Below are 25,560 nucleotides of genomic sequence, written 5' to 3'. Positions count from 1 at the left end.
CGGTCGAGTATTTTTCTCTGTGGGGGGAGTGCTACCGCTGGCCCAATACAAAAAGGTATGTTGTACGGGTATTTCTCTGCTCAATCTTCCTTGTTGATCGTTGTCGAGTGCTCTCCATGAAACGCAAAATGCCTGGTCTCAATGCCCTCAAAGCCTTCGAAGTCGCCGGCAGCACCGGCAGCTTTACCCGGGCTGCCGAGCTGTTGAACGTGACCCAGAGCGCGGTCAGTCGCCAGGTACGCCAGTTGGAAGAACAATTGGGGGAGAGCCTGCTGGAACGGCGCCACCATCACCTCGAGCTCACCAGCGCCGGGCGCGTGTTGTTGCGGGCGTTGCACCAGTCGTTCGACAAGATCGAGCTGACAGTGCGCAGCATCCAGCAGAAAACCCATTCCAACCGGTTGCACATCAACGCGCCGCCGACGTTTACCAGCCGCTGGTTGATGCCGCGTTTGGGGCGTTTGCGCGAGGCGCATCCGGAGTTGGAGCTGAGCATCACCACGTGCCTGCAAGACAGCCTGGCGCAGACCAGCACGCTCGATTGCGCCATTCGGTTCGGCAATGGCGAGTGGGATGGCCTGGACAGTTCGTTGCTGATTCAGGAGCGGCACATCGCGGTGTGCGCGCCGTCGCTGTATGCCCGGGAATGCAGCGATGGCGTGGATCTGAATCGCATGACCTTGTTGCATGTGTTGGCCAGTGAAGATCAGCGTTACTTGACGTGGAAGCATTGGCTGGACGCGGCGCGGATTCATGGGGTGGATACCCAGGGCGGCTATGAATTCGACTTGCTGGACCTGGCGATTCGGGCGGCAACGGATGGGTTGGGGATTACCATTGCCGACTGGCACATGGTCGCAGCGGAACTGGCCAGTGGGCAGTTGACGCAGGTGCTGAATGTGCATGTGGAAGGGCATCAGTCCTATTGGCTGGTGACCCGGCCGGAGCAGACGGATATGCCGCAGTTGCAGGTCTTCGGGCGGTGGTTGCAGGAGGAGATCTGGTTAGCGCAGCGGCAGTTGGAGCCTTCTACGGCGGCGGTTTAGCGCCTGAAGAACAGTCACAATAGTGTATTAGAGTACTGTTGATCGCTGCTAAGGATAAGGAGCCTGCTATTGAAATCGTTAGGGTTGGCGTTTGTGGTTTTGAGTATTTCCAGCAGCCTGGTGAACGCAGGCTCCGCGAGTAGAGAACAGGTGGACGAGGAGGCTATAACGGCATGCCGGCTGGTCACAAGCCTGGTGAGTCCTTCAATACTGAAATCATCCGCTTATTTTCCTGCGCCTGACGAAGTTGTCGCCTTTCTGATTCAGGGTATGAAGCCGCCACCTTCGATGAAAAATCAATTGGGGGCAGAGCTATGTTTATATTCCTTGCGCACTAAATCAGCACACTTGGCGGCGTGGGATGTGATGGCGAATTTTAAACGGGCACCCACGCCGATGCCCTCCGCAAAAGAGTTTTGAATTGGATAACTGTAGAGAACGTTGTCACCCGGCTCACGCGGTGAGCCGGGCAGTGTTAATTACATCGTCCATGACTCTGGAGAATGCACATCGTCGGGGTCATGGGCCGAACCGTCATCAGGATGAGGGCCTGGGTCATGTGATATCGGGTCGGTGTTGGAACCGCCTGAAACGAGCAAAAGTTCTTTCTCTGTCAATTCTCGCATTGTTCACTCCGTTTTATAGACTTTCATGGTGTCTGATCGCAGGTATTTTATGTGCAGTCAAGTTGAACGTTTAAGATTAAGTATGCACGGTACGAGCGACTAAACCTGCTTTTGAGGGCGGGCTATTGAGATTTAAATACATTTATATTTCTGAAATGTGCGATGGGAGTTACAGTTTATTTAAAATAGCTCGGGTGCGTTCTCAGTGCTTACAGTCGAGTAGAATCAAACCGGTCGGTACGCCGTCGCCATTTTTCCTCTGGGTATACAGCACCGAAAAAAACAACGCGGATTTCCACATGATGAGTGGGTGAGTATCCATGGGGATCAATCTGGCATCCAGGTCCTGCGCTTTCATCTGCCGTTGCCATTGTTGAAGGTCAAGCACGCTTGTTTCGGCGTTCATCGAGTAGAACAGTACGCAATCCAAATCGCCTGGGATGACTGTTGAGTCCAGAAAACTTCCACCTATCAGTATGATTTCAACGCTGATATCAGCCATCGCCAACTCTGCTATAGCAGCCTTAAGCCGTGCGCAGAGCAAGCGCCTTTTAGGATCTTTAGGCTCTGCAAAAAAGCGTGAAAGGGACGTTATATAAGGTGTTGAATTGATTGGGTTGCAGGTGGACTTATTGCCTATGAACGCTGGGAACTCCAGGGTCTTGGCGTTGGCGTAATGCTGTGAAAAAATCGAGTCTAAGTCGGTGTGGGTCATTCTGAATTTTCCCATTTAATAAAAGACGCTGTGTGAGGTGAAGACTGTTTTTGTTTTAATTGGGTGGGGCTGCGGGAGTGGACAATGTATTACGTGTCTGCTGAAGGGCGCAACGTGTTAAACCGGGGAGACTAACAAAGTAACGGATCAATAAAAGCTTCACACGGATTTTGGCAAAATGTCACATTTCGTTGGTAGCGTGATCGTTCCTGAGGAAATAGCTATTTCCAAGTGGCGTTGTCGCAAGCGTTATTTGTGCATGAGGCACAGGGGCGGAAATGAAATGGATTTTGTCATGGCAAAAGTAAAAGCACATTTTAGAAAGTCCCTGATTTATCCAGTTGGAGCGGTGCTGACTGAGGAAACGGTTAAATCGGTGTTTAACGCTCAGGCTAGGCTTGAGATGTATAAGCATAAGCCATGGCCTGTTTCGCCCGGATCGGTATCGGTTGTGTTGGCGCGCGAAAGTAAATCGCGGTGCTTCCAACATCCGCTGTTCGAGCATTATGCAACGAATAATGCGTTGGAGCCCTTGAGCAATAGAACGCCTACTGAACAACAGTATGTTGAGGTGTTTTCATCAGCACTTGAACAGTCTCTGGTCACTCTGAAGTACTCGACGATTTGTAAAATGTTGGAAGCCGCTGCCTGCGCACTCACAGGCACCATTGTGACAATCAGAGCGACGCGAGTGGGTGTCAGGCCTGATAAGCGTGGCTGCACAGTAGAGTTTGTTCAGCCATCTGATATACCAGCGGCACTTATGGCGCTTTGGAAGTATATGGCCGATTTACCGAGCAGTCGCCAAGACTTATTGGGTGCATCCGTTGCTACCGTAGGGTTGATGAATTGTCATCCATTCTTGGATGGTAATGGGCGGTTGGCACGCGTGTTGTTCAATGCCCTGATGGGGCGTACATCGCAAAACTACATTCCCTTATATGACTTTTATAACTGTTCGCCCGGCGCTCATGTATTGCGTATCCGGCAGGCTGAGCTATTTGGTGAGTGGGATGATTGGGTGCGCTTCCATTGCGACATCATTGGCTTTATGGCCGGGCACTAGGTTTATTTCCTCAGAGGGAGTTGAGGCGCCCATCAGGGCAAATAACCAACGGGCGGGTCATGGAAGGCTCTTTCCGTCACCAGGGAGTTATCAAATGCGTGTACTGACGGAAAAAGAATTGGCGCTTGTATCGGGCGGCCAGACGACGGTTGAGCCTGTTACTGATTGGGACCCAGGAGAGTTTGAGTGGTTGGGATCAAATGGCGGTTACACAGGACCGACCTGGACTTCGGGTAATACCAGCGTCACCGTAGGCGGCTCTGCTTCGGGAGGCGAGCTGTCGGGGGGAGTAGGTGTAACTGTTAAGTTCTAAGTTAAAAAGTGTGCCTTGATTGGCACACTTTCTATGAGTGACCGAATATGAAAAATACCTTATTCGCCTTGGCGCCGTTGCTGTTTTACACCGTCGCTCATGCTGCTGACCCGGCCAGTGTGCTAGGCCACGCATTCGGTTCTTTGAGCTGTGTGGAGCAGGAGGATCCTGATGGCCGCAGTACCTGTGAAGCCAGGGCACTGTCAAATGGAAAGGGTTGCTATGGCTTGTCCAGCCAGACTATGCGGGATAAGTGTTTGGATGAGGCCTTGTACCCCGTGAGCAGCGGAGAAATTGCATCAAAAGTAAAAAAGACCACTCTGGTCAACCCGCTGCCGTCGCCGGAAAAGGCGTTCACCGTGCCACCGAAGCCGCTGCTGTCGGAAGACGAAATTAAAAGGCTCGAGCGATCATTTGGACTAAAGAATGTGCCGCAATAGCCTCACTCTATGCGTGGTCGCACTCTTGCTGTCGAACCCAGTGAGTGCTGTCGAGTTGCAGGACATACAAGCCAAACTGTATGCCCCGAGTTCTATTCCATTACGCGGTCTGGAAGCATCAAGAATAGACGCTAATACGCTGCTTTCCGCCGTTCTGGCCAGGGCCCAGTCCAAGAAGCCCGCGACGCAAGTCAGCCTTGCTGATTGCGCAGTCCTCAATGTGGAAAATACGGCGACCGCCTGCAAACTCATACTGCTCGGTAATCACTTGAATGATGGGCACTTCGCGGCTTATGCGCAGGTCCTGGCGTCCATGACTGCTGAACAGCGTCGCCGAGCCGAACAGTTTATTGCTCAGTTGGATGTCGATACGCTCAAACGTGTGGGCGATCGGCAAGCCGGCTTATTGAAGCGCACTCAAATAGTATTAAGTAGTGAAGAAAATGATTATCTCAAAAGCGCTACCGACCCTTTGCTTGAAGTTGAAGTCAATGGCCACGCGGCAAAGGTCTTGTTTGATACGGGCGCGAGCGTGACAGTTATCAGCGAGTCTGATGCCCTCCGATATGGCGTTGAATTGATTAAGTTGCCGGTGGAAATCAATAGTTATTACAGCCGGCAATCGGTGAATGCCCAGTACGGCTTGATCAGGGAGATTAACCTTTCGGGCATTGAACTCAGGAACGTTCTGGTTGTAGTGGGCGGGTCGCTCAGTTTGTTTGGTTTGGACCTGATGTCTGGCTTCGACAATGTCATTGTTGGAAGTGAGCATATCACACTGAACGTAACCCCAGCGGAAATAGAGGCACTTGAAAAACAGTGCGTGGGCAGCGTATTTCTAGGCAGCTCTTATTCACGACAAACTCAGTTTTTATATGTGCTCGCTAATGTGGACGGTCAACAAACCGCTGCTTCCCTTGATACCGGTAATCTTTACTACTTAAGTGGTGGCGAAGCCAAGGTCGGTTCAGCGGGGAATGATCAGCAAAGCAAAATAATGACCGATGTGAGTGGTACCTCTCCCCGAACCATCACCCAGGCCACAATCAATCTGAACATTGGAGGGGGGGCGAAAGATGTTTCCTATACGACACTGGCCGAGCAAAAGTACCTGACGCCCTATGTCTTGGGATGGCCAGCGTTTCAAGACTACGAATTGATATGGAATACACATGAATCAAGAGCTTGCTACAAACAAAAAATCCCAGTTCAATAAGCGGCTGATGGCTGCCTGCTGTGCCCTGTTTCTTTCAGTCGCGCACGCGGCAAATATAGATGACGCGCGGGCGGCCTATAACCGTGATGACTATGCAAGTGCCTATTCTCTGGCTTCTACGCTAGCCAAGCAAGCTAACGATCCTGATGCTAGAAATATGCTCGCCGGATTGCTGTTCACGGGAAAGGGGCACAACCGCGATGTCAACGCCGCCCTAAACTTATGGGCTGACTTGGCCCAGCAAAACTATGCCGCTGCACAAGCGACTTTGGGCGCCTTGTATCTGGACGGACAGGCGATTGGCGCAACTGACTATGTTAAGGCCAAGCATTATCTGGAACTTTCGGCAGCACATGAAGACCCGACCTCTATCTACAATTTAGGTTTTATGTATGAGTCCGGTCTGGGGGTAAGCAAGTCCATGCCCCAAGCCATTGAGTACTATAAAAAATCGGCACAACTAAATTATTCAAAAGCATTATTTCGCTTGGGCTCCTTGAGTGCTAACCACCTGATCGCGGACGCTAGCCCTGAGTCGGCTTGTCAATACTATGAAAAGGCAGCGAAAGCCGGACTTGGTGAAGGCGCTTTTCTAACTGGTAAATGTTTCGCCACGGGTGTTGGCATGCCCAAAAACCTGCCCATGGCCACCCAATGGTACACAGAGGCAGCGATGCTTGACGTGCCTCAGGCGCAAGCGAATCTTGGCTATATCTTCGAGAAAGGGCTTGGTCAGGCAGTCAATTTACCCGAAGCCTACAAGTGGTATTGGCTAGCCAGTGCACGGGTTCCCGAAGCCGGCAAGCGCCTGGAAGTTATCGAGAAACAAATGCCCACTCTCAGTGATGCTGCCGACGAGCAGACCAAAGCTGCATGGCGAAAGCAAATACAAATGTTCATCAACGATAACAATAACCGGCGCGGGCTAATGATCAATAAGTGAAAGCAACCATGAACGGATGCTGAGTAAAGCATCGGGCGTGCAGGGGTGTCAGGAGTGATTTGTGGGCGACAGGATATTTCGCAGGGCCGCGTCTGAAGCGCAGCGCGTCAAATGGCTGGGGGAGATTGTGCTGATCCGGCCGACATCCTTCACTTTTCTCATTATGTTCGCCTTGGGAATGCTGGTCTTGGTAAGCAGCTTTTTTATCTGGGGCTCTTACACCAAGCGCAGCACGGTGAGTGGTCAACTGGTTCCAGCCAACGGCCAGATAAAGGTCCGGACGCCGCAAACCGGAGTGGTGCTGCAAAGGTTTGTCGTCGAAGGGCAGTCCGTTGTCATGGGTGATCCTCTGCTGACTATTTCCAGTGAACGTTATGATGCCGGCGCCGACCCGGTGCAGGCACGCGTGAGTTATCAGCTCAAGCAACGGAGGGAGTCACTGGAGCAGGAACTCGATAAAACCCGGCAACTGCAACAGGCCGAGCGCAACAGTTTGACCAGTAAGGTGAGCACACTGCGTGATGAGCAAGCCAACCTGGCTGCGCAATTGGTCAGCCAGCGCGAGCGCGTGGCGCTGGCGGGGGATGCGTCAAATCGCTATCAGGGATTGATGCAAAAGGGCTATATCTCTATGGACCAGTTCCAGCAGCGGCAAGCCGAGCTTTTGGGACAGCGTCAAGCCCTACAGGGCCTGGATCGCGAGCGCAGTTCAATCACCCAACAATTCACCGAGCGCAACAACGAGTTGGCGGGGCTTGAAACACGCCAAGCCAATGCACTGGCGCCGATACATCGACAACTGTCGGGTATCGAACAAGAGCTGGCAGAGAGTGAAGCCAAGCGTACGGTATTGATCACCGCTCCAGGAAACGGTGTGGCAACGGCAGTTCTGACGGAAGTCGGCCAGACAGTGGACCCGTCGCGTACGTTGTTGAGCATCATGCCCCGTGACGCCCAACTGCAGGCTGAGCTCTACGCCCCGAGCAAAGCGGTGGGGTTTATCAGGCCGGGGGACGCCGTGCTGATCCGCTATCAGGCCTATCCCTATCAGAAGTTTGGCCAATATCACGCTCAAGTGGTGTCTATTTCGCGCACTGCCGTGCCCTCTGCGGATCTTGCCATTATGACGGGTGAGGTACCGGGGCTTTCGCGCAACGGCGAACAGCTCTACCGCTTGCGTGTACAACTCGACGAGCAGACCGTTATGGCCTATGGCAAGCCTCAGTTGCTGCAAAGCGGAATGCTGTTGGATGCCGACATCCTGCAGGAAAGCCGCCGCCTTTATGAATGGGTGCTGGAGCCTCTCTACAGCCTCACCGGCAAATTCTAGGAACCCCTCCCATGACTTTTCTTGACGCCATAGCCTTGCGTCCCGGGCGTCGTCTGCCCGTGGTATTGCAGACCGAAGCGACTGAATGCGGCCTGGCTTGCCTGGCGATGATTGCTGGATACCACGGGCATCGGGTCGATATGCTGGATTTGCGCCGCCGTTGCAGCGTCTCCCTCAAAGGTATTGCCCTCAAACAACTGATCAACAGTGCTCAGCAACTGCAACTGGGTGCTCGTGCTGTCACGTTGGATGTGGACGGCCTCGGCCAGCTCAAGCTGCCTTGTATTCTGCACTGGAACTTCAACCACTTTGTCGTACTCAAGTCCGTCGATCGGCAAGGCGTGGTTGTACATGATCCTGCGCGAGGGTTGCGCCGGATCAATCATGAAGGTTTATCTCAAAGCTTCACCGGCGTAGCACTGGAATTGTGGCCGGACAGCGGTTTCGAGCTGCAAGAAGACAAACCAAGAATCAAACTCCTGAACATGATGGGGCGTATTAGCGGGCTGTATCGCTCGTTGGTGCAAGTACTGCTGCTGGCACTGACGCTCGAGGTCTTTTCCCTGATCACCCCGTTCTTGCTTCAGTGGACGATCGACAACGTCATTATCAGCGCCGACCACGATCTGCTCAGTACACTGGTACTGGGCTTTACCTTGTTATTGTTGATGCAACAAGCGGTCAGCGGCGTGCGTGCCTGGGTCATGATGCATTTGAGTACGCTGCTTTCCGTGCAGTGGCGTGCGAATGTCTTCAGCCACTTGTTACGGTTGCCCAGCCAATACTTTGAGAAGCGCTACTTGGGAGATGTGGTGTCGCGTTTCGGCGCCGTAGACACTATTCAGCAGACGCTGACGGCGGCGTTCCTATCGGCGATTCTCGACGGTCTTATGTCCGTCGCGACCCTTGCAATGATGCTGCTCTACAGTCCGGCCCTGGCCGCTATTGCGATCGCCACTATGCTGCTGTATGCCGTTGGACGCTGCCTTTGGTATCGACCGCTGCGCAATGCGACCGAAGAGCAAATCATCCATGCCGCACGTCAGCAAAGCCATTTTCTGGAAACGGTGCGTGGCATTCGCCCCTTGAAACTGTTTCAGCGCCAGGAAGAGCGTCGTTCAGCCTGGCTTGGTTTGTTGGTGGAGCAGATCAACGCTGGATTGCGCACGCAAAAGCTGCGGTTGCTCTATCAACAATTGAATGGGTTGCTGTTTGGCATTGAGAACTTGTTGGTGATTTGGTTTGGCGCAAGCATGGTGATGGATGGCCAGTTCAGCGTCGGGCTGTTGATCGCGTTTATCGCCTATAAAACGCAGTTTGATACCCGAGTAGGTAACTTGATAGACAAGTTTTTCGAGCTGCGTATGTTGCAACTGCAGGGCGAACGGCTGGCAGATATTGTTCTGCACCCACCGGAAGCAACCGCTTCCAGTGTCGACCTGCAGACACTCATGGATTGTGATGCGAGCATTGAAATCCAGGGATTGCACTACCGTTATGCCGAGCAGGAGCCCTGGGTGCTGGACAACCTCGACCTGCATATTGCTGCGGGTGAATCGGTGGCTATCGTTGGTCCGTCGGGTTGCGGCAAAAGCACGCTGATGAACGTCATGCTCGGTATCCTGCCGGCCACTCGGGGGCAGATTCGTATCGCCGGTATTGAATTGGCGCAACTGGGCCTGGATGGTTTGCGGCAACTGGTAGGTACTGTGACGCAGGACGATGTGCTGTTTGCGGGATCTTTGCGCGATAACATCAGTTTCTTCGACCTCAACGTGGATCAGTCCTGGTTGATCGAATGTGCCCGGATCGCGTCGATTCACAGTGATATCCAAGCCATGCCGATGGGTTACAACACTTTGGTGGGAGACATGGGCACGGTGCTCTCCGGTGGGCAAAAGCAGCGCGTGCTGCTGGCCAGGGCCCTGTATAAGAAACCGCGAATACTCTTTCTGGACGAGGCCACCAGTCACTTGGATGTCGCGTGTGAACAGCGTGTGAATCAGGCCATTCAGGGGTTGCGAATTACGCGCATCATGGTTGCCCACCGCCCTGAAACCATCGCCTCTGCGGACCGTGTCATCCGGATTCTGGCCGGTAGGGTGGTACATGGCGATGCTGACGGACCAACGAATAGCGCACATACCGCGAACACTTCGCCAGAGATGAAACAGGGCCAGGCATGAAGCAATTATCCTCGATCTTGATGATGGCCTTGTTGTGTTGTTCACGTTCTGCATGGGCCTTTGAGCCAGACGTTTTTGACACTGCACGCAACGTTTCCCGGCAAGCGGTGTATGACGATGCACGTGGCGAGCTGTCGTGTAGTTTTGGCCGGTTACCTGAACGTTTGCCGTTAGAGCAGGTGGTTGAACGGATTTTGTGCCACGACCCACAGACGCGTATCAGTTGGGCCAATGCCAAGGCTCAGGCTGCCCAGGTTGGGCTCAGCCAGTCGGCGTATCTGCCGCGCCTGGATGGGCGCGTTGGCAGTAATCGCGGCAATGGTCGGGTTGACTACGATGAACCGGCCTTACGTTCTGGTGAAGGGCACCGGCGGCGCGACAGCGCCAGTCTTGAGCTCAGTTGGGTGTTGGTGGACTTCGGTCGACGCGGGGCCGCCTTGCGCAATGCCCGCCAGTTGCTGGTGGCTGCCAACGCTACCCAGGACGCCATGTTGCAGCGTACTTTTGTTGAGGCAGCGCAGGCTTATTACGATGCCTTGTCATCTCAGCGCAGCTTGGCCGCCTCGGTGCAGATCACCGAATTGGCGGCTCGCAACCTGGAAGCGGCGGATGCCAAATACAAAGCCGGTGCGGCCGCACTTTCTGATCGCTTGCAGGCGCAAACAGCGTTTTCCCAGGCTAATTTGCGCCAGATCCGCGACCGTGGAGCATTGCATAACGCTTTGGGTGTGATTGCCTTGCGCATGGGGCTATCACCCCAAACGCCTCTGCAGTTGGCGGGTGACCTCACTCCACTGCCGGACACTCAGTTCCTGCAGGCGGTCGATGAGTTGTTGACCCAGGCGCGTCAGGATCACCCGGCAGTACTCGCCGCACATGCTAGGCTCAGGGCCGCTCAGGCGGCCGTTGATGAGCGACGCGCTGCCAACCTTCCGAGCCTGGCACTGACCGCCGACCTGACGTACGCACGTAGCCAGCAATCGAAGATATTCAATGGCGATGAGCGTGAGCGGGACCGCAGTATCGGTTTGCAGTTGAGCATCCCGATCTTTGACGGTTTTGGCCGGACCTACCAGATCCGCCAAGCACAAGCTCGTGTCGACGCGGGCCGAGCAGAACTGGCTGAGGTTGAGCAAGAGGTCGCGCTAGACCTATGGGCCAGTTATCAGACGTTGAATATTGAGACCCAAAGTCTGCAGCGCACCAGCGAGTTGGTCGATCAATCACGCCAGTCGCTGGAGGTCATCCAGGGCCGTTATCACGCCGGGGTGGGCAGCATGATTGAGTTGCTCAATGCCCTGACCGCGTATTCCGGTGCCGAGCAAGAGCATATTCAAACCCTCAGCCGCTGGCAGACGTCACGCCTGAGGTTGGCGGCCAGTCTTGGTCGTCTGGGGTTTTGGGCTTTGTAACCCGTGTTGAGTGTTGACTTGAACAGTAGTCATCTGCACGCCGCTCAAATCCACACTCATCACTGCTAACCTGCATTTTCCTCACGTTACCCCACCCAATAAGTCGTTTGCACGCCCCCCAAGCAAATACAAAACTGCATGTCACTCGCAAAACAACAACGTTGGGCAAACCACATGCAATTCGAGCGCAATTTCTTTAACGGTCAATTCGTCGAACCCGCCAGCGACGCCCTGATCGCCGTCTACAACCCTGCCAATGAATCCCTGGTCGGCCATGTCAGCGCCGCCACCGCCGATGAGGCCATCGCCGCCGTCGACGCCGCCGCCCGCGCCCAGAAAACCTGGGGCACGCTCACCAGCATCGAACGCGCCGAGCACCTGCGTGCCTTCGCTGATGCCCTGGACAGCCACGCCGAAGCCATCGGTACGGCTTTGGCCAGCGAGTCCGGCAAGAGCGTCACTGACGCCAGCAACGAAGCCCGCTACGCCGCGCAAATTACCCGTTACCACGCCGAATGGGCCCGCCGCATCGAAGGCGAGATCATCCCCAGCGATACCTCGGACGAAAACCTGTTCCTGCACCGCGAGCCGATTGGTGTGGTGGCCTGTCTGATCCCGTTCAACTACCCGGTCTACACGCTGTTGCGCAAGATTGCCCCGGCGCTGATCGCGGGTAATACCGTGGTGGTGCGGCCCAGCAACAACACGCCACTGTCGGCGTTTAAAATTGCCAAGGCAGTGGTGACAGCCGGTATTCCAGCCGGTGTGATCAACATCCTGACCATGAACCACGCCACCGCCGCCAGCGTCTGCACGCACAAGGCCGTCGGCCTGATCACCCTCACCGGCAGCGTGAACGCCGGGCGTATCGTGCTGGATTACTGCAAGGCCAATATCGCCAAACCATCCCTGGAATTGGGCGGCAAGACCCCGGCAATCATCGAACCGGATGCCGACCTGGAAACAGCCGCCAGCGCTATCGTTGCGTCCAAGATCACCCACTGCGGTCAGCTGTGTACGGCGGTGGAACGCGTGTATGTGCACGAAAGTATTTATGAGCCATTCCTCGCTTTGCTGAAAGCCAAGATCAGCGCGGTGAAGTTCGGTGACCGTTCCACGGACGAAAGCCTGATGGGCCCGTTGGTCAACGCCAGCTCGCAAAAGAATATCCACGCCATGGTCGAGCGCGCCGTCGCTGCCGGTGCTGTACTGGAAACAGGTGGTGTGCTGCCAGCCGGGCCGGGCCATTTCTATCCGCCGACCTTGCTCAGCGGTTGCCGCCAGGACATGGAAATCATTCAGGAAGAAATCTTCGGCCCGGTGTTGCCGGTGCTCAAGTACCGCGACATCGACGAAGCGCTGGCCATGGCCAACGACCATCAGTTCGGCCTGTCATCGGTGCTCTACACCGAGAACTACCGCACGGCAATGAAAGTGGCGAATGCCATCGAAGCCGGAGAGTTGTACGTCAATCGCACGCCGGCAGACCCGTATCAGGGTTTCCACGCCGGCTGGAAACGCTCAGGGCTGGGCGGCGATGACGGTAAGCACGGGATGCTTGAGTTTACCCAGACCCGCCTGGTGGTCATGAAGTACTGATCCACGCGCACCTGTTGCACCTTTAATAAAAACAATTATCAGGGCGCCCGCGCAGCGGGTGCCTGAGGTCCACATGATGTCCAAGCCTGCACCCGTTGCCCAGGTTTCCGTTGCCGTGCCCGCGGCAAACGACACTGCCAGCCGTTATTTCCAATTGCTGTTGCTGGTACTCGCCGCCGGCGCGATCTACCCGATCCTCTACCTGCGCCAGGTCTACCAGACCACCATGCTCGACGTGTTCCAGATCAACCACAGTCAACTGGGCTACCTGTACTCCATGCTCGGCACGATCTTTTTGCTTAGCTACCTGCCCAGCGGATGGCTGGCCGACCGTTTGCCGCCACGCTTTTTGATCTTCTTCTCGCTGGTCGCCACCGGCGCACTGGGCCTGTGGTACGCCAGCGTGCCGTCAATGACCGGCCTGATGATCATTTTCGGTTGCTGGGGCCTGACCACTGGCCTGACGTTCTGGGCCTCGGTGCTCAAGCGCGTGAAGATGATTGCTCATCAGAGTGAGCAGGGGCGGTTCTTCGGCATTCTCGATGGCGGTCGCGGGCTGGTGGAAGCCTTGCTGGCGACCGTGGCCCTGGGCCTGTTTGCCTATGCCACCGAAACTCAAAGCCAGTCGGCGGCCCAAGGCTTCAAGCACGTGGTGTACCTGTACTCGTTTATCTGTATAGCCATTGGCTGCGGGCTGGTACTGCTCAAAGATCCCAAGTCTCTGGCAGAGACGCCAGCGGTAGAGAAGGGCAAGTTCAACCTGATCGCCGACCTGACCACCCTGGTGAAAATCCCCGAGCTGTGGCTGGTGACCGCCATCGTGTTCTGCGGTTATCACATGTTCTGGGCTACCTACAGCTTTTCCGACTACTTGCAAGGCAGCGGCATGACTGCGGTGATGGCCGGCACCATCACCACCATCAAACTGTGGATGCGCCCCATCGGCGGCATCGGCGGCGGCTGGCTGGGCGACAAGTTCTCGAACATCTCGGTGCTGATCGTCGCGCTGGTGCTGGTGACCCTGGCGATGGTCGGGCTGATCGTGTTCCCGGCGCTCAACAGCCTCGGCCTGCTGATCGGCACGGTGATCTTTATCGGCCTGATGACCTATGCGATTCGCGGTCTGTACTGGGCAATTCTCGACAGCTGCGACATTCCGCTGCGCATCACCGGCCTGGCCATCGGCATCGTCTCGGTGGTGGGTTACCTGCCCGACACCTTTATCCCGCTGATCAATGGCTACCTGACCGATACCTACCCAGGCAAGCCCGGTTACAACCTGTATTTCGGCTACATCGCCTTTATCGGCGTGCTCGGGACGCTTGCGGCCCTGACGCTGCGCGCTCGAATCAATCGTAAAAAATTCAACCAGACAGGTGCCTGAGATGAAAATCGTCGCCCTTGAAACCCATATCGTTGCCGTCCCACCACCGCATATCGGTGGCATGTATTGGCTGTTTGTCAAACTCAAGACCGACTGCGGCATTGAAGGTGTCGGTGAGATTTACGCCGCCACCTTTGGTCCCAAGGCCATGCTGCCGATCATCGAGGATGTGTTCGAGCGCTACCTGCTCAACCACGACCCGCACCACATCGAGCGGTTTTTCCGCCAGGCTTATTCGAGCGGTTTCACCCAGCGCCCGGACCTGACCATGATGGGCGTGGTCAGCGGCCTGGAAATGGCGTGCTGGGACATCATCGGCAAAGCCGCCAACAAGCCGGTCTATGAGCTGCTGGGTGGCAAGGTCAACGAGCGCCTGCGTTCCTACACCTACCTGTACCCGGTCAACAGCAAGGGCGAGTACGACTACGACGACCCGGACCTGGCCGCCGAGTGCGCCATCGAGAATATGAACAAAGGCTTCACTGCCGTGAAGTTCGACCCGGCCGGCCCGTACACCGCGTACTCCGGCCACCAGATTTCGCTGGAAGTGCTGGAGCGTTGCGAGACTTTCTGCCGCAAGATCCGCGAGGCGGTGGGCGACAAGTGCGACCTGTTGTTCGGCACCCATGGGCAGATGGTGCCGTCATCGGCGATCCGCCTGGCCAAGCGTCTGGAGAAATACGACCCGCTGTGGTTCGAAGAACCGGTGCCGCCTGGCCAGGAAGACGCGATGGCCCAGGTCGCGGCCAAGACCAGCATCCCGATTGCCACCGGCGAGCGCCTGACCACCAAGTACGAGTTTTTCAAACTGCTGCAGGCCGGCGGCGCGTCGATCCTGCAAATGAACGTGGCGCGTTGCGGCGGGCTGCTGGAGGCGAAGAAGATCGCCAGCATGGCAGAAGCCTATTACGCGCAAATCGCGCCGCACTTGTACAACGGGCCGATCGGCGCGGCGGCGAGTTTCCAGCTGGCCACGTGCACGCCGAACTTCCTGATCCAGGAAAGCATCATGACCTGGGGCGGTTTCCACGCCGAAGTGCTGACCAAGCCGCTGCAATGGGAGGACGGCTACATCATCCCGTCCACCGAACCGGGCCTGGGCGTGGAGCTGAACATGGACGTGGTGCGCAAACACACGCCGTACACCGGCGAGCGTTTGCACCTGCAGATGGCGCCGACGCCAGCTGACGTCAAAGACACTTCGCCCGCCAAGGGCTGATAAAAACGACTTACGCGGTAACCGTGAATGACATATGACTACATCATCGCCGGCGCGGGTGCTGCCGGCTGCGTTCTGGCCAACCGGCTTTCCGCTTCGGGCGAATACTCGGTGTTGCTGCTGGAAGCCGGTGGCAAAGACAGTTCCTGGTGGTTCAAGATCCCGGTCGGATTCGCCAAGATGTATTACAACCCGACCTTTAACTGGATGTACTACAGCCAGCCGCAAAAACACTTGGCTGGCCGGGAAATCTATGCGCCGCGCGGCAAGGTGCAGGGCGGTTCGGGTTCGATCAACGCCATGATCTACGTGCGCGGTCAGGCCCATGACTTCAATGACTGGGCGGCCAATGGTAACGACGGTTGGGGTTTCAAGGATGTACTGCCGTACTTCCGCAAACTGGAAAATCACCCGCTGGGCGACACCGAGTACCACGGCGGCAGCGGCCCCATCAGCATCACACCGATGAAGGGCCAGACCCACCCGATTTGTGACGTGTTTCTCAAGGGCTGCGAACAGCTCGGCTACGGCCTCAGTGATGACTTCAACGGCCCCCATTTCGAAGGCGCGGGCCTGTATGACGTCAACACCCGCAATGGCGAGCGCTGCTCAAGCAGCTTTGCGCATTTGCATCCGGCGCTCAGTCGCACGAACCTGACCGTGGAGTTGCATGCACTGGTTGATCGTGTGCTGTTTGATGACCAGCAACGCGCCAGCGGGATTCGCGTGTCCCAAAAGGGCGTGGTGCGCACCTTTAAGGCACGCAAGGAAGTGATCCTTTGCGCGGGTGCCGTCGACACGCCGAAGATCCTGCAACTGTCCGGCGTGGCCGATCAGCAACTGCTGGCTGAACACGGCATCCCACTGGTCAAGCACCTGCCGGCCGTAGGTGAAAACCTGCAGGACCACTTGTGCGCCAGCTACTACTACAAGGCCAATATTCCCACCCTCAATGACGAACTCAGCTCTTTGTTCGGCCAGCTGAAACTGGGCCTGAAATACCTGTTCACTCGTAAGGGCGCGTTGGCGATGAGCGTCAACCAGGCCGGTGGTTTCTTTCGCGGCAACGACCAGCAGGCGGACCCGAACCTGCAGTTGTACTTTAACCCGCTGTCGTACCAGATTCCGAAAAACAACAAGGCCAGCCTCAAGCCCGAGCCGTATTCCGGTTTCCTGCTGTGCTTCAACCCGTGCCGGCCGACCAGTCGTGGCACTGTCCGCGTCGCCTCGAACAACCCACGGGATGCGGCGTTGATCGATCCGAACTATCTGAGTACGCAAAAGGACATTGACGAAGTCATCCAGGGCAGCCGCTTGATGCGCAAGATCATGCAGGCACCTGCGCTCAAAGGCATCACGGTGGCCGAGGTGTTGCCCGGCGCGGCCGTGCAGAGCGACGAGCAGATGCTGCAATACTTCCGCGAAAACAGCGGCTCGATCTACCACCTGTGCGGCTCCTGTGCGATGGGCTCGGACCCGCAGGTGTCGGTGGTGGACAAGCGCTTGAAGGTGCACGGGTTGCACGGCTTGCGCATTGTGGACGCGTCGATTTTCCCGAATGTGACCTCGGGTAACACCCATGCGGCGGTATTGATGGTGGCGGAGAAGGGCGCCGACCTCATTCTTGAGGATGCCTGAATGTGGGAGCTGGCTTGCCTGCGATAGCGGCGGGTCAGTTGGCCCATTTGCTACTGGGAGACCGCCATCGCAGGCAAGCCAGCTCCCACAGTGTCTGTGGCAGCCTCGCAGAGTTTGAATTGAAATACAGCCAGCTCCTACAGGGTCTGTGACAGCCGCATCGAGCTTGATTTGAAATACAGCCAGAATTGTGGGATCTGGCTTGCCTGCGATAGCGTCGGGTCAGCTGGCCCATTTGCTACTGGGAGACCGCGATCGCAGGCAAGCCAGCTCCCACAAGGTCTGTGGCAGCCTCGCAGAGTTTGAATTGAAATACAGCCAGCTCCCACAGGGTCTGTGGCAGCCCTTGAAGGTCGGCTACCAGCCGCGCAAGCGTTCCCAGCGTTGCACTTCACCGTTGTGCAACACGGCGTTATAGTTGCCGAACTGCGCCCCCGTGGCGCACGCATGATTGGGCAGAATACGCAGGCGCGTACCGAGCGGAAATTGCGTCACCACATCCACGCCGCCCGCTTCGAACCGCGCCACGCCATGTTCCTGGTTGGCGCTGCTCAACAGCAAGCCGTCGATCAACTCCCCGTGCTCATTGCACACCTGGCCATAACCAAAGTCGCGTTTTTGCGCTTGCGTGCCGCGATCCCGGCTCATGGCCATCCAGCCGGCATCGGTGATGATCCAGCCTTTTTCCGCTTGATGGCCGATCACTGTGGTCAGCACGCTCAAGGCCAGTTCCTCGGTGCGGCATACGCCGATGTTGTGCATCACCAGGTCAAAAAACGCATACACACCCGCGCGCAGTTCGGTCACGCCTTCAAGGCTCACGGCTGACAATGCGGTAGGCGTGGAGCCGACACTGACCTGATCGCAGGCCATCCCGGCGGCACGGATACGTTGCGCCGCTTCAACGCAGCGTGCGCGTTCCTGTTCGGCGATGGCCTGTAACGCTTCAGGCGTATCCAGGCCGTAGCTTTCCCCTGCGTGGGTCAATACGCCGACGAGGCTGTCACCGAGCAGTTGGGCGATGTCGAGCAATAACGCGTCCTGCGGCTTGACCCCGGAACGGTGGCCGTCGCAATCAATCTCGATCATCACGGCAAAGGTTTCACCCTGCGCGGCGCCGAAATCGACGATGGCCCGGGCGCCGGCGAGGCTGTCGGTGATCAGCGTCAGCGCGCAACCCCGGCGGCGCAGCGCCAGGGCCTGGGGCAGTTTGTGCGGGGCCATGGCGACGGCGTAGAGGATGTCCTGGATGCCCAGCTCAAAGAAATATTCGGCTTCCTTGAGCGTCGATACGGTGATGCCACGGGCACCGGCCGCTATCTGCGCGGCCACCACTTCGGCGCACTTGTGGGTTTTGACATGGGGGCGCAAATGCACACCCAGGCTGTCGGCACGCTGTTGCATGCGCTGGATGTTGCGCTGCATTTTCACGCTGTCTAGCAATGCTGCTGGGGTGTCCATGGTTAACGCTCCACAAGGGCGGACAGCGGCCAAATTGACGGCCTGTCCAGGACTGGATATGTTGTCTTGCATGAAAAAGACCTCTCCCGAAGAAACCACCCTGATCAGCCAGCTCGAACAGATTGCCGAAGGCTTGAGCAAAACCTTCAGCCCGTTCTGTGAGGTCGTGCTGCACGATTTGCGCGACCCGCAGCAGGCGATCCTGGCGATCCATAACAACCTCTCCGGGCGCTCGCCGGGCGACCCGACCACCGAGTTGGGCCTGGCGCGGATTGCCGACCCCGACTACCCGCAGATCATTGCCAACTACCGCAACCAATTCAGCGATGGGCGCCAGGTCAAAAGCACCTCGATCGGCATCAAGGACACCAGTGGCAAGTACGTCGCGGCCTTGTGCATGAACGTCGATCTCTCATTGTTTCGTGGCCTGCAGGGCATGCTTGAGCAATTTGGCTCGGTCACTGGCGACACCCTTATCGAATCCCTGGAGCCGTCCGGCGCCGATGTGATTCGCACCCGCATCGACCAGTTCGCCGCACGCCTGGCCACCACCCCGCGCGCGCTCAAGGCGGCGGATCGACGGCTGTTGCTGCAAGAGCTCAAGGACTCGGGCTGCATGGACATTCGCCGGGCCATGGAGACCGTGGCCGCGCACCTGGGCGTGTCACGGGCGGCGGTCTACACCTACGCCAAGTAGCGCGCCACAGCTTCAATCTCCACCAGATAACCGTGGTGCAACTCGGGCACCGGCACCACCGCGCGGGCAGGGCGGTGCTCGCCCAGCGCGGCGGCGTAAATACGGTCGAATTGCGGCCAATGCTGAACCCCGGCCACATACACCGTGACCTTCACCAGATCCTGGGGCGAGCCGCCGGCGGCTTTCAAGATGGCCAGCAGGTTAGCCAGCGCCAACTGGGCCTGTTCGGCAAACGATGCTTCAAGGTTGTGGCGCCCCTGCGGGCTCACCGGTAATTGCCCGGAGATATACAGCGTGTCGCCGTGGCTGACGGCCTGGGAGTAATGCCCGGCGGGCGCCGAGGCGGCCTCGGTGTGGATGATGTTCATGACGCCTCGCTGAGCAACGCGGCGTAGCGCGCGATGTCGACATTGCCACCAGTGACGATAATGCCCACGCGCTGGCCCTTGAACCGCTCGCCCAGCTGGCGCAACGCCGCCAGGCCCAGGCAGCCGGTGGGTTCGACCACCATTTTCATGCGTTGCATAAAGAACTTCATCGAGGCCACCAATTGCGCGTCGGAGACGGTGAGGATGTCGGTCACCTTGTCGCGGATGATCGGGAAGGTGTAGTTGCCCAGGTGTTGGGTTTGCGCACCGTCGGCGATGGTCGCCGGGGTGTCGATGTGCACGATGCTGCCGGTCTGGAATGAACGCTGGCCGTCATTGCCTGCTTCGGGTTCAACGCCAAACAGCTGGCAATCGGGTGCCAGCGCACGGGTCGACAACGCGGTGCCCGAGAGCATGCCGCCACCGCCCAGGCCGACGAACAGGGCGTCCAGAGGGCCGGTGAATTCCAGCAGTTCCTTGGCGGCCGTGCCTTGGCCGGCAAGGATGTGTGGATGGTCATACGGTGGGATCAATGTCATGCCGTGCTCAACTGCCAGGGTGCGGCCTATCTGCTCACGGTCTTCGGTGAAGCGGTCATACAGCACCACGCTGGCGCCATATTCCCGGGTCGCGGCCACTTTGGCGGCCGGCGCGTCGGTGGGCATCACGATGGTCGCCGGCATGCCGAGCAATTGGGCGGCCAGCGCAATACCCTGGGCATGGTTGCCGGAAGAGAACGCCACCACCCCGGCCTTGCGCTGGTGTGCGTCAAACTGCGACAGGGCATTAAACGCACCGCGAAACTTGAACGAGCCAGCGCGTTGCAGGTTTTCACACTTGATGAATACCTGGGCACCGGTTTCAGCGTCGAGGGTGCGTGAGGTAAACACCGGCGTTTGATGGGCAAAGCCTTGCAGGCGTTGGGCGGCGGCGACGACATCTGAATAGTCAGGCAATTGCATGGGCGGACCTCGTGGGCGGACTTGGATAAAATATCCATATCAAGACAAATAGTAAAGGATGGCTTGTCACCCAGTGCATAAACGCAATGTTGAAAAGAGCGTGGTGATCAGCAGCGATATTAAATAGAATGAATCTCATTTGAGACTCACTCGCGCTGCGCAGGTTGCTTTTCATGACTGATGCTGTTGCCCCGACCCACACTGGCGAAATGACCCTGTCGCGTTTGTACCGCGACCATCGCAGCTGGCTCGAAAGCTGGTTGCGGCGGCGCCTGGGCAATGCCTGGGATGCGGCGGACCTGAGCCAGGACACCTTTGTGCGGGTGCTGGCCAGTGCCCAGCCGATTGCGCAGATGCAGGAGCCACGGGCGTATCTGGTGACGGTCGGCAAGCGTTTGCTGGCCAACTTTCATCAGCGCCGCAGCCTTGAGCAAGCCTATCTGAAGGCGCTGGCGAATTTGCCCGAAACCTGCGTGCCGTCGCCCGAGCAACGCTGGCTGGTGCTGGAGACCTTGCACGCTCTGGATGAGTTGCTCGACGGTTTGCCGCGGGGGGTGCGGCGCGCGTTTCTGTGGAGCCAGTTGGAAGGCCTGGGTTATCGCGAAATTGCCGAGCGGCTCGACGTCTCTGAGCGCACGGTCAAGCGCTACATGGCCCAGGCCTATGAACATTGCCTGTTGGTGGCCCTATGAGTCACGAGGTTGCGCGTGCTGCGGCGCAGTGGTTGGCGTTGTTGGAGTCCGGAGCGGCCACCGAGCGTGACCACGCCAATTTGCAGGCTTGGCGCGACAGCCACCCTCAGCACGAACAGACCTGGCAGAAAGCCCAATCGCTGCGCCAGCGCTTGCGTGACTTGCCCCAGGCCGTGGCGATGGCCAGCCTCGACCGCCCGCAACCGGGGCGACGTGCATTGCTCAAGCGGGCCTTGGGCGTAGCGGCGCTGGTGCCGACCGCCTGGCTGATCAGCCGTCAGTTGCCCATCGAGGCATGGCGGGCTGATTTGCACACCGCCACCGGCGAGCGCAAACGCCTGCCGTTGGCCGATGGCAGCAGCCTGCAACTCAACACGGCGACGGCGGTGGATGTTGACCTGGCACAGCGGCGCATCACGCTGGTGGACGGCGAGTTGGCGCTGACGGTGCCAGGCGCGGCAGCGATCAGTGTGCACACGCGCTACGGCCAGGTAGAGGTGAGCCAGGCTGAAGTGTGCGTACGGCAATTGGCGTCCGGCTGCCGCGTGTCGGTGTTCAAGGGCGCGGTGCAGGTGCGTGATCTGGCCGGGCAATTGACGACGTTGAACAGCGGTCAGCAAGCCTCGTTAAAGCCTCACGGGCTGAGTGCAAGGGCGGCGTTTGATGTGCAGCAACTGGGCTGGCGTGACGGTGTATTGACCGCACAGAACCAACCCTTTGGGGATTTCCTGCGTGAGCTGGAACGTTACCGCCCTGGCGTGTTGCGCTGGGACCCGAGCCTGGAAACGCTGCGGGTCACCGGCAGCTTTCGCCTGGATGACACCGACCGCATCCTCACACTGCTGGCCCAGACCCTGGGGTTTGAGGTGCGAGCGCGCACGCGGTATTGGGTGACACTCAGCCGAACCCTGGCTTGACGCTTCACGCTGGCCATCAGGCTCCTAGTGGCAGAGGCTTGTTTGTGGCGAGCAGGCTTGTTGTGGCAAGCCTGCTCGCCACAACAGGTGGGCTTGGCATAACAGTCCTGCTGCCACAGGAAGTTAATCCATTTCCAGGGACCTAAATCACATGCGCGCGCTGCAATTCGGTCAAAGACTGTGCCTTGAGTTGCGCCAGCGCCGGGTCACGCCGGTCCCTTGGGTGTGGCAGGTCGACTGCCAGTTCCCGGCGAATACTGCTCGGCCGGTTGTCCATCACCAGCACCCGGTCACTCAAGTAGAGCGCCTCGTCGACATCGTGGGTCACCAGCAGCAAGGCGATCCCATGGTGCTCGGCCAGTTGCAGCAGCAAGTCCTGCAGTTTCATGCGGGTAAAGGCATCCACTGCGCTGAACGGCTCATCAAGCAATAACACCTGCGGGCGTGAATACAGCCCGCGTGCAATGGCCACGCGTTGCGCCATGCCGCCGGACAAGGCTTTGGGCAGCGCCTGGGCGAAGCCGGTGAGGCCGACTTCTGCGATCAACTGGGTAACCCAGGCCTTGTCATAGTGGTTGTCATCGCGCAAACCGATGTTCTGTTCCACCGTCAGCCAGGGCATCAGCCGTGGTTCCTGGAACACAAAGGCAACTTCGCCTTCGGGGCTGCGCAGTTCGCCCTGGAAGTCGGTCTCCAGGCCGGCGACGATGCGCAACAACGTGCTTTTGCCACAACCGCTGGGCCCGAGCAGGCTGACGGTTTCGCGCGGTTGCAGCGCCAACTGCACGTTGTTCAGCACCGTAATGCCGGCAAAGCTTTTGCGCGCCACGCGAAGCTCCAATAACGCTTTCATACTCATTGCTCCGCGCCTTCGCCTGTGAAGGTGTCGCGCCAGGCCAGGCAGCGTTTCTCCAAGGCTGCGAGCAGGCCATCGCTGAGCTTGCCCAGCAGTGCCAACACGGTAATGGCGGCCAGCACGATGTCTGGCCGTGAGGTTTCCCGACCATCGCTGAGCAAGTAACCGAGACCCTTGGTGGCCGCGATCAGTTCGGCCGCCACCAGGAACATCCACGCCAGGCTCAAGCCGCTGCGCAGCCCCGTGAACAGGCCGGGCAGGGCGGCGGGCAGCAGAATCCGGCGCACCAGGCGTGCTCGGCTGAAACCGTACATTTGCCCGACTTCCACCAGCTTGCGATCAATATCGCGAATCGCCGCGACACCGTTGAGGTACACCGGAAAGAACGCGCCAATCGCGATCAGCACGACCTTGGAGGTTTCATCGATACCCAGCCACAGCAGCAACAGCGGCACCCAGGCCAGGCTCGGAATCGAGCGCAGCCCGGCGAAGGTCGGTTCCAGATACGCTTCGGCTTCACGGCTCAACCCCACCCAGGCGGCAAACACCAGCGCCAGGCTGGCACCGATGGCAAACCCCGCCAGTACCCGCAGCAGGCTGGCGCTGATGTGTTTCCACAACGCGCCTTCGGCCAGGTCGGTGAGGGTCACTGCGATGTCGCTGGGGGCCGGCATCTGGTAGGACGGCAGCCAGCCGATGCGTACCACGCCCTCCAGTACCAGCAGGATCAGTACCGGCAGCACCAGGCCCTTGAGCCGTTTTGGCCAGGCGCTTCGGTTGATCACCACGGGTGCCGGTAGCGGCAGTGCTTGGCTTTTATCGGTCATCACGCCTCCCTTAAGGCTTGGGCAGGGTTTGGCCAAACGAAGTGTCGATCAACTGATCGATCACGGGGTCGACATCCACGCCACGACGGACTAATTCCTCGGACACCAGGATCGGCGCGGCGGCCTTGGATGACGCCACGTCCCTGGCGCTCAGCAGCGGGTTGCTCAAGTCGGTGCGCGACAATTGCAGCTTGGCCACTTCCAGCGGCAAGCCGGCTTCGTCTGCGAGCAATTTAGCGAATTCATCCGGGTGCTTCACGGCCCAATCACGCGCCTTCTCATAGGCCCCGAGGACCTTGGTGATGGTCTGCGGGTGCTGTTTGGCGTATTGCTCGGTGACGCTGATTACGCCGTAGCTGTTGAAGTCTTTATTGCGATACAGCAAGCGCGAACCGGCCTGGATTTCACTCGCGGCCATGTGTGGATCAAGGCCGGCCCAGGCGTCTACGTCGCCTTTCTCCAAGGCGGTGCGGCCGTCCGGATGCTGCAAATGCACCAACTGCACATCATCCTTTTTCAGCCCCGCCAGTTGCAGGCTGCGCAGGGTGAACAGGTACGGGTCGGTGCCTTTGGTGGCGGCGATTTTTTTGCCTTTGAGGTCCGTGACGGTGTTGAGCGGCGAGTCTTTGCGCACCACCAGTGCGGTCCATTCAGCACGACTGTAGACGTACACCGATTTGATCGGGCTGCCATTGGCGCGGCTCAACACCGCCGACAAGCTGGCAGACGAGGCAAAGTCGACGCCGCCACTGTTGAGGTATTCCAGCGAGCGGTTGCTGCCCTGGCTCAGCACCCAGCCGACCTTGGTGTGGGGAAGCGCCTGTTCGAGCCAGCCAAAATGCTTGAGCACCAGGCTCACGGGCGAATAGTAGGCGTAATCGAGGTTGACCTGGGCGGGGTCGGTTTCGGCGGCAAAGGCCTGGGGTTGCAGGCACAGGGCGAGGGCGAGGGCGCAGGCACTCAATAAAGCAAAGGGTTTCATGGAACAGCTCCAGACAAGGCGTTGAGAGAAGGCTTTTCTTATATTCAGAAAATTGAAACGGCATGTTCCATCATGCTTTAAAGGAATATGCAGTCTCTGTGCCACCTTGTGCGCAGCGTCTTTACGCGGGTTTCTATGGGGGCGGCTGTGGCGGGAGAGGGCAAAGTGTTGAATGGCTGTTGGCAGGCGAACACCTCATATATACCTTTATCGTATAAATAAAGACTTATTTATTCCTTTTAATGTTGGTGCCGATAACGCATTTTGAGGGCCTGCGCATTCGTGCGGATTGACCCAACAGCCAAAAGGAAAGCCGACATGACCATTAAAGCGATCAACGTGCGCAACCAGTTCAAGGGCGTGATCAAGGAAATTTTGCTGGGGGAAGTGGTGTCCGAAATTGATGTGCAAACCGCGTCCGGTATCGTCACATCAGTGATCACCACCCGCTCGGTGCGTGACCTGGAATTAAAAGTGGGCAGTGAAGTGATTGCCTTTGTGAAGTCGACTGAAGTGTCGATTGCCAAGCTGTAAATGTGTTCGCAAGTGTAAGAGCTGGGGTGCCTGTGATGGGGGGGCTTTTGGCGGGGTACATATCTGTTGTTGCGGTAACGGCGGCTTATGGTTCCGCTCTTACAGCGGGTCACTTTTGCAAGGACCGGAAT

At 57.8% G+C, this 25,560-nt stretch carries 25 protein-coding genes; 18 read left to right on the top strand and 7 right to left on the bottom strand.

All coding sequences use genetic code 11. From position 1 onward, the window contains the following. Positions 1–116: 116 nt before the first annotated feature. Both HX790_RS24010 and HX790_RS24005 read left to right on the top strand, forming a co-directional pair. On the top strand, positions 117–1,046 hold the full coding sequence (locus tag HX790_RS24010) for a LysR substrate-binding domain-containing protein (protein ID WP_176992280.1): 930 nt from the start codon (positions 117–119) through the stop codon (positions 1,044–1,046). Between the two features lie 69 nt (positions 1,047–1,115). After that, positions 1,116–1,466: a hypothetical protein gene (locus HX790_RS24005; RefSeq protein ID WP_138453467.1), complete on the top strand. Its 351-nt coding sequence runs from the start codon at positions 1,116–1,118 to the stop codon at positions 1,464–1,466. A 408-nt stretch (positions 1,467–1,874) separates the two neighbouring features. On the opposite strand, the gene HX790_RS24000 is transcribed toward HX790_RS24005, so the two are convergent. Beyond that, positions 1,875–2,387 carry a hypothetical protein gene (locus HX790_RS24000; RefSeq protein ID WP_138453466.1) on the bottom strand — a complete coding sequence of 171 codons (513 nt, stop codon included), beginning with the start codon at positions 2,385–2,387 and terminating at the stop codon, positions 1,875–1,877. Between the two features lie 283 nt (positions 2,388–2,670). On the opposite strand from HX790_RS24000, the gene HX790_RS23995 reads away from it, so the two are divergent. From HX790_RS23995 to HX790_RS23940, 12 genes are all read left to right on the top strand, one after another. Next, complete coding sequence (locus HX790_RS23995) at positions 2,671–3,453, top strand: Fic family protein (RefSeq protein ID WP_171045895.1); 783 nt, start codon at positions 2,671–2,673, stop codon at positions 3,451–3,453. A gap of 94 nt (positions 3,454–3,547) precedes the next feature. After that, a complete protein-coding gene (locus tag HX790_RS23990) occupies positions 3,548–3,766 on the top strand; it encodes a bacteriocin (protein WP_138453464.1) in 219 nt (72 codons plus the stop codon). Positions 3,767–3,813: 47 nt separating this feature from the next. Continuing rightward, entirely contained in the window at positions 3,814–4,206 is a 393-nt protein-coding gene (locus HX790_RS23985) for a hypothetical protein (protein WP_138453463.1), read from the top strand. Next, positions 4,193–5,422, top strand: a complete 1,230-nt coding sequence (locus tag HX790_RS23980) for a retropepsin-like aspartic protease (protein ID WP_138453462.1) — start codon at positions 4,193–4,195, stop codon at positions 5,420–5,422. The genes HX790_RS23985 and HX790_RS23980 overlap by 14 nt, the downstream gene beginning before the upstream one ends. After that, entirely contained in the window at positions 5,379–6,365 is a 987-nt protein-coding gene (locus HX790_RS23975; RefSeq protein ID WP_176992279.1) for a tetratricopeptide repeat protein, read from the top strand. The genes HX790_RS23980 and HX790_RS23975 overlap by 44 nt, the downstream gene beginning before the upstream one ends. Positions 6,366–6,438: 73 nt before the next feature. Next, on the top strand, positions 6,439–7,695 hold the full coding sequence (locus HX790_RS23970) for an HlyD family efflux transporter periplasmic adaptor subunit (protein ID WP_176992317.1): 1,257 nt from the start codon (positions 6,439–6,441) through the stop codon (positions 7,693–7,695). 11 nt (positions 7,696–7,706) lie between these two features. Beyond that, entirely contained in the window at positions 7,707–9,881 is a 2,175-nt protein-coding gene (locus HX790_RS23965) for a peptidase domain-containing ABC transporter (protein WP_176992278.1), read from the top strand. Continuing rightward, positions 9,878–11,293 carry a TolC family protein gene (locus HX790_RS23960; protein ID WP_138452807.1) on the top strand — a complete coding sequence of 472 codons (1,416 nt, stop codon included), beginning with the start codon at positions 9,878–9,880 and terminating at the stop codon, positions 11,291–11,293. Before HX790_RS23965 ends, HX790_RS23960 begins: the two co-directional genes overlap by 4 nt. A gap of 174 nt (positions 11,294–11,467) precedes the next feature. Continuing rightward, complete coding sequence (aldA, locus tag HX790_RS23955) at positions 11,468–12,892, top strand: aldehyde dehydrogenase (protein WP_099549896.1); 1,425 nt, start codon at positions 11,468–11,470, stop codon at positions 12,890–12,892. 76 nt (positions 12,893–12,968) lie between these two features. Continuing rightward, positions 12,969–14,276, top strand: a complete 1,308-nt coding sequence (locus tag HX790_RS23950) for a nitrate/nitrite transporter (RefSeq protein ID WP_026013562.1) — start codon at positions 12,969–12,971, stop codon at positions 14,274–14,276. 1 nt (position 14,277) lies between these two features. Further along, entirely contained in the window at positions 14,278–15,495 is a 1,218-nt protein-coding gene (locus HX790_RS23945) for a mandelate racemase/muconate lactonizing enzyme family protein (protein ID WP_017135452.1), read from the top strand. 27 nt (positions 15,496–15,522) lie between these two features. Then, positions 15,523–17,133 (top strand): GMC family oxidoreductase, encoded by a 1,611-nt coding sequence (locus tag HX790_RS23940; protein WP_017135453.1) that lies wholly within the window; start codon positions 15,523–15,525, stop codon positions 17,131–17,133. Positions 17,134–17,490: 357 nt separating this feature from the next. Here the strand turns inward: HX790_RS23940 and HX790_RS23935 are convergent, their stop codons facing one another. Continuing rightward, the gene (locus tag HX790_RS23935) at positions 17,491–18,594 is read right to left on the bottom strand and encodes a DSD1 family PLP-dependent enzyme (protein WP_138453397.1); all 1,104 of its coding nucleotides are present in this window, start codon (positions 18,592–18,594) and stop codon (positions 17,491–17,493) included. 70 nt (positions 18,595–18,664) lie between these two features. Here HX790_RS23935 and HX790_RS23930 point away from each other — a divergent pair, with 70 nt between their 5' ends. Further along, positions 18,665–19,291, top strand: a complete 627-nt coding sequence (locus HX790_RS23930; protein ID WP_017135455.1) for a transcriptional regulator — start codon at positions 18,665–18,667, stop codon at positions 19,289–19,291. On the opposite strand, the gene HX790_RS23925 is transcribed toward HX790_RS23930, so the two are convergent. Next, positions 19,279–19,659 (bottom strand): RidA family protein, encoded by a 381-nt coding sequence (locus tag HX790_RS23925; protein WP_017135456.1) that lies wholly within the window; start codon positions 19,657–19,659, stop codon positions 19,279–19,281. The two genes, HX790_RS23930 and HX790_RS23925, sit on opposite strands and share 13 nt — an antisense overlap. Further along, positions 19,656–20,621, bottom strand: coding sequence for a threo-3-hydroxy-L-aspartate ammonia-lyase (locus tag HX790_RS23920; RefSeq protein WP_017135457.1), 966 nt, complete (start codon positions 20,619–20,621; stop codon positions 19,656–19,658). Before HX790_RS23920 ends, HX790_RS23925 begins: the two co-directional genes overlap by 4 nt. A gap of 173 nt (positions 20,622–20,794) precedes the next feature. Here HX790_RS23920 and HX790_RS23915 point away from each other — a divergent pair, with 173 nt between their 5' ends. Both HX790_RS23915 and HX790_RS23910 read left to right on the top strand, forming a co-directional pair. After that, a complete protein-coding gene (locus tag HX790_RS23915; RefSeq protein WP_017135458.1) occupies positions 20,795–21,313 on the top strand; it encodes a sigma-70 family RNA polymerase sigma factor in 519 nt (172 codons plus the stop codon). Next, entirely contained in the window at positions 21,310–22,230 is a 921-nt protein-coding gene (locus tag HX790_RS23910) for a FecR domain-containing protein (protein ID WP_017135459.1), read from the top strand. Before HX790_RS23915 ends, HX790_RS23910 begins: the two co-directional genes overlap by 4 nt. Before the next feature lie 142 nt (positions 22,231–22,372). Here the strand turns inward: HX790_RS23910 and HX790_RS23905 are convergent, their stop codons facing one another. Genes HX790_RS23905 through HX790_RS23895 form a run of 3 tightly spaced genes read right to left on the bottom strand, consistent with a single transcriptional unit; the run spans position 22,373 to position 24,895 of the window. Further along, on the bottom strand, positions 22,373–23,089 hold the full coding sequence (locus HX790_RS23905) for an ABC transporter ATP-binding protein (RefSeq protein WP_017135460.1): 717 nt from the start codon (positions 23,087–23,089) through the stop codon (positions 22,373–22,375). Beyond that, positions 23,086–23,913 (bottom strand): ABC transporter permease, encoded by an 828-nt coding sequence (locus tag HX790_RS23900; RefSeq protein WP_017135461.1) that lies wholly within the window; start codon positions 23,911–23,913, stop codon positions 23,086–23,088. Before HX790_RS23900 ends, HX790_RS23905 begins: the two co-directional genes overlap by 4 nt. A gap of 10 nt (positions 23,914–23,923) precedes the next feature. After that, positions 23,924–24,895, bottom strand: coding sequence for an aliphatic sulfonate ABC transporter substrate-binding protein (locus tag HX790_RS23895; RefSeq protein ID WP_176992277.1), 972 nt, complete (start codon positions 24,893–24,895; stop codon positions 23,924–23,926). 318 nt (positions 24,896–25,213) lie between these two features. On the opposite strand from HX790_RS23895, the gene HX790_RS23890 reads away from it, so the two are divergent. Next, complete coding sequence (locus HX790_RS23890; RefSeq protein ID WP_003173733.1) at positions 25,214–25,429, top strand: molybdopterin-binding protein; 216 nt, start codon at positions 25,214–25,216, stop codon at positions 25,427–25,429. Positions 25,430–25,560: the final 131 nt, after the last annotated feature.

It is taken from the genome of Pseudomonas sp. IPO3747, from assembly GCF_013385245.1.
Classification (GTDB): Bacteria; Pseudomonadota; Gammaproteobacteria; order Pseudomonadales; family Pseudomonadaceae; genus Aquipseudomonas; species Aquipseudomonas edaphica.
Note: the sequence above shows the minus strand (reverse complement) of the source record. Positions and strands in the feature narration are given on the sequence as shown.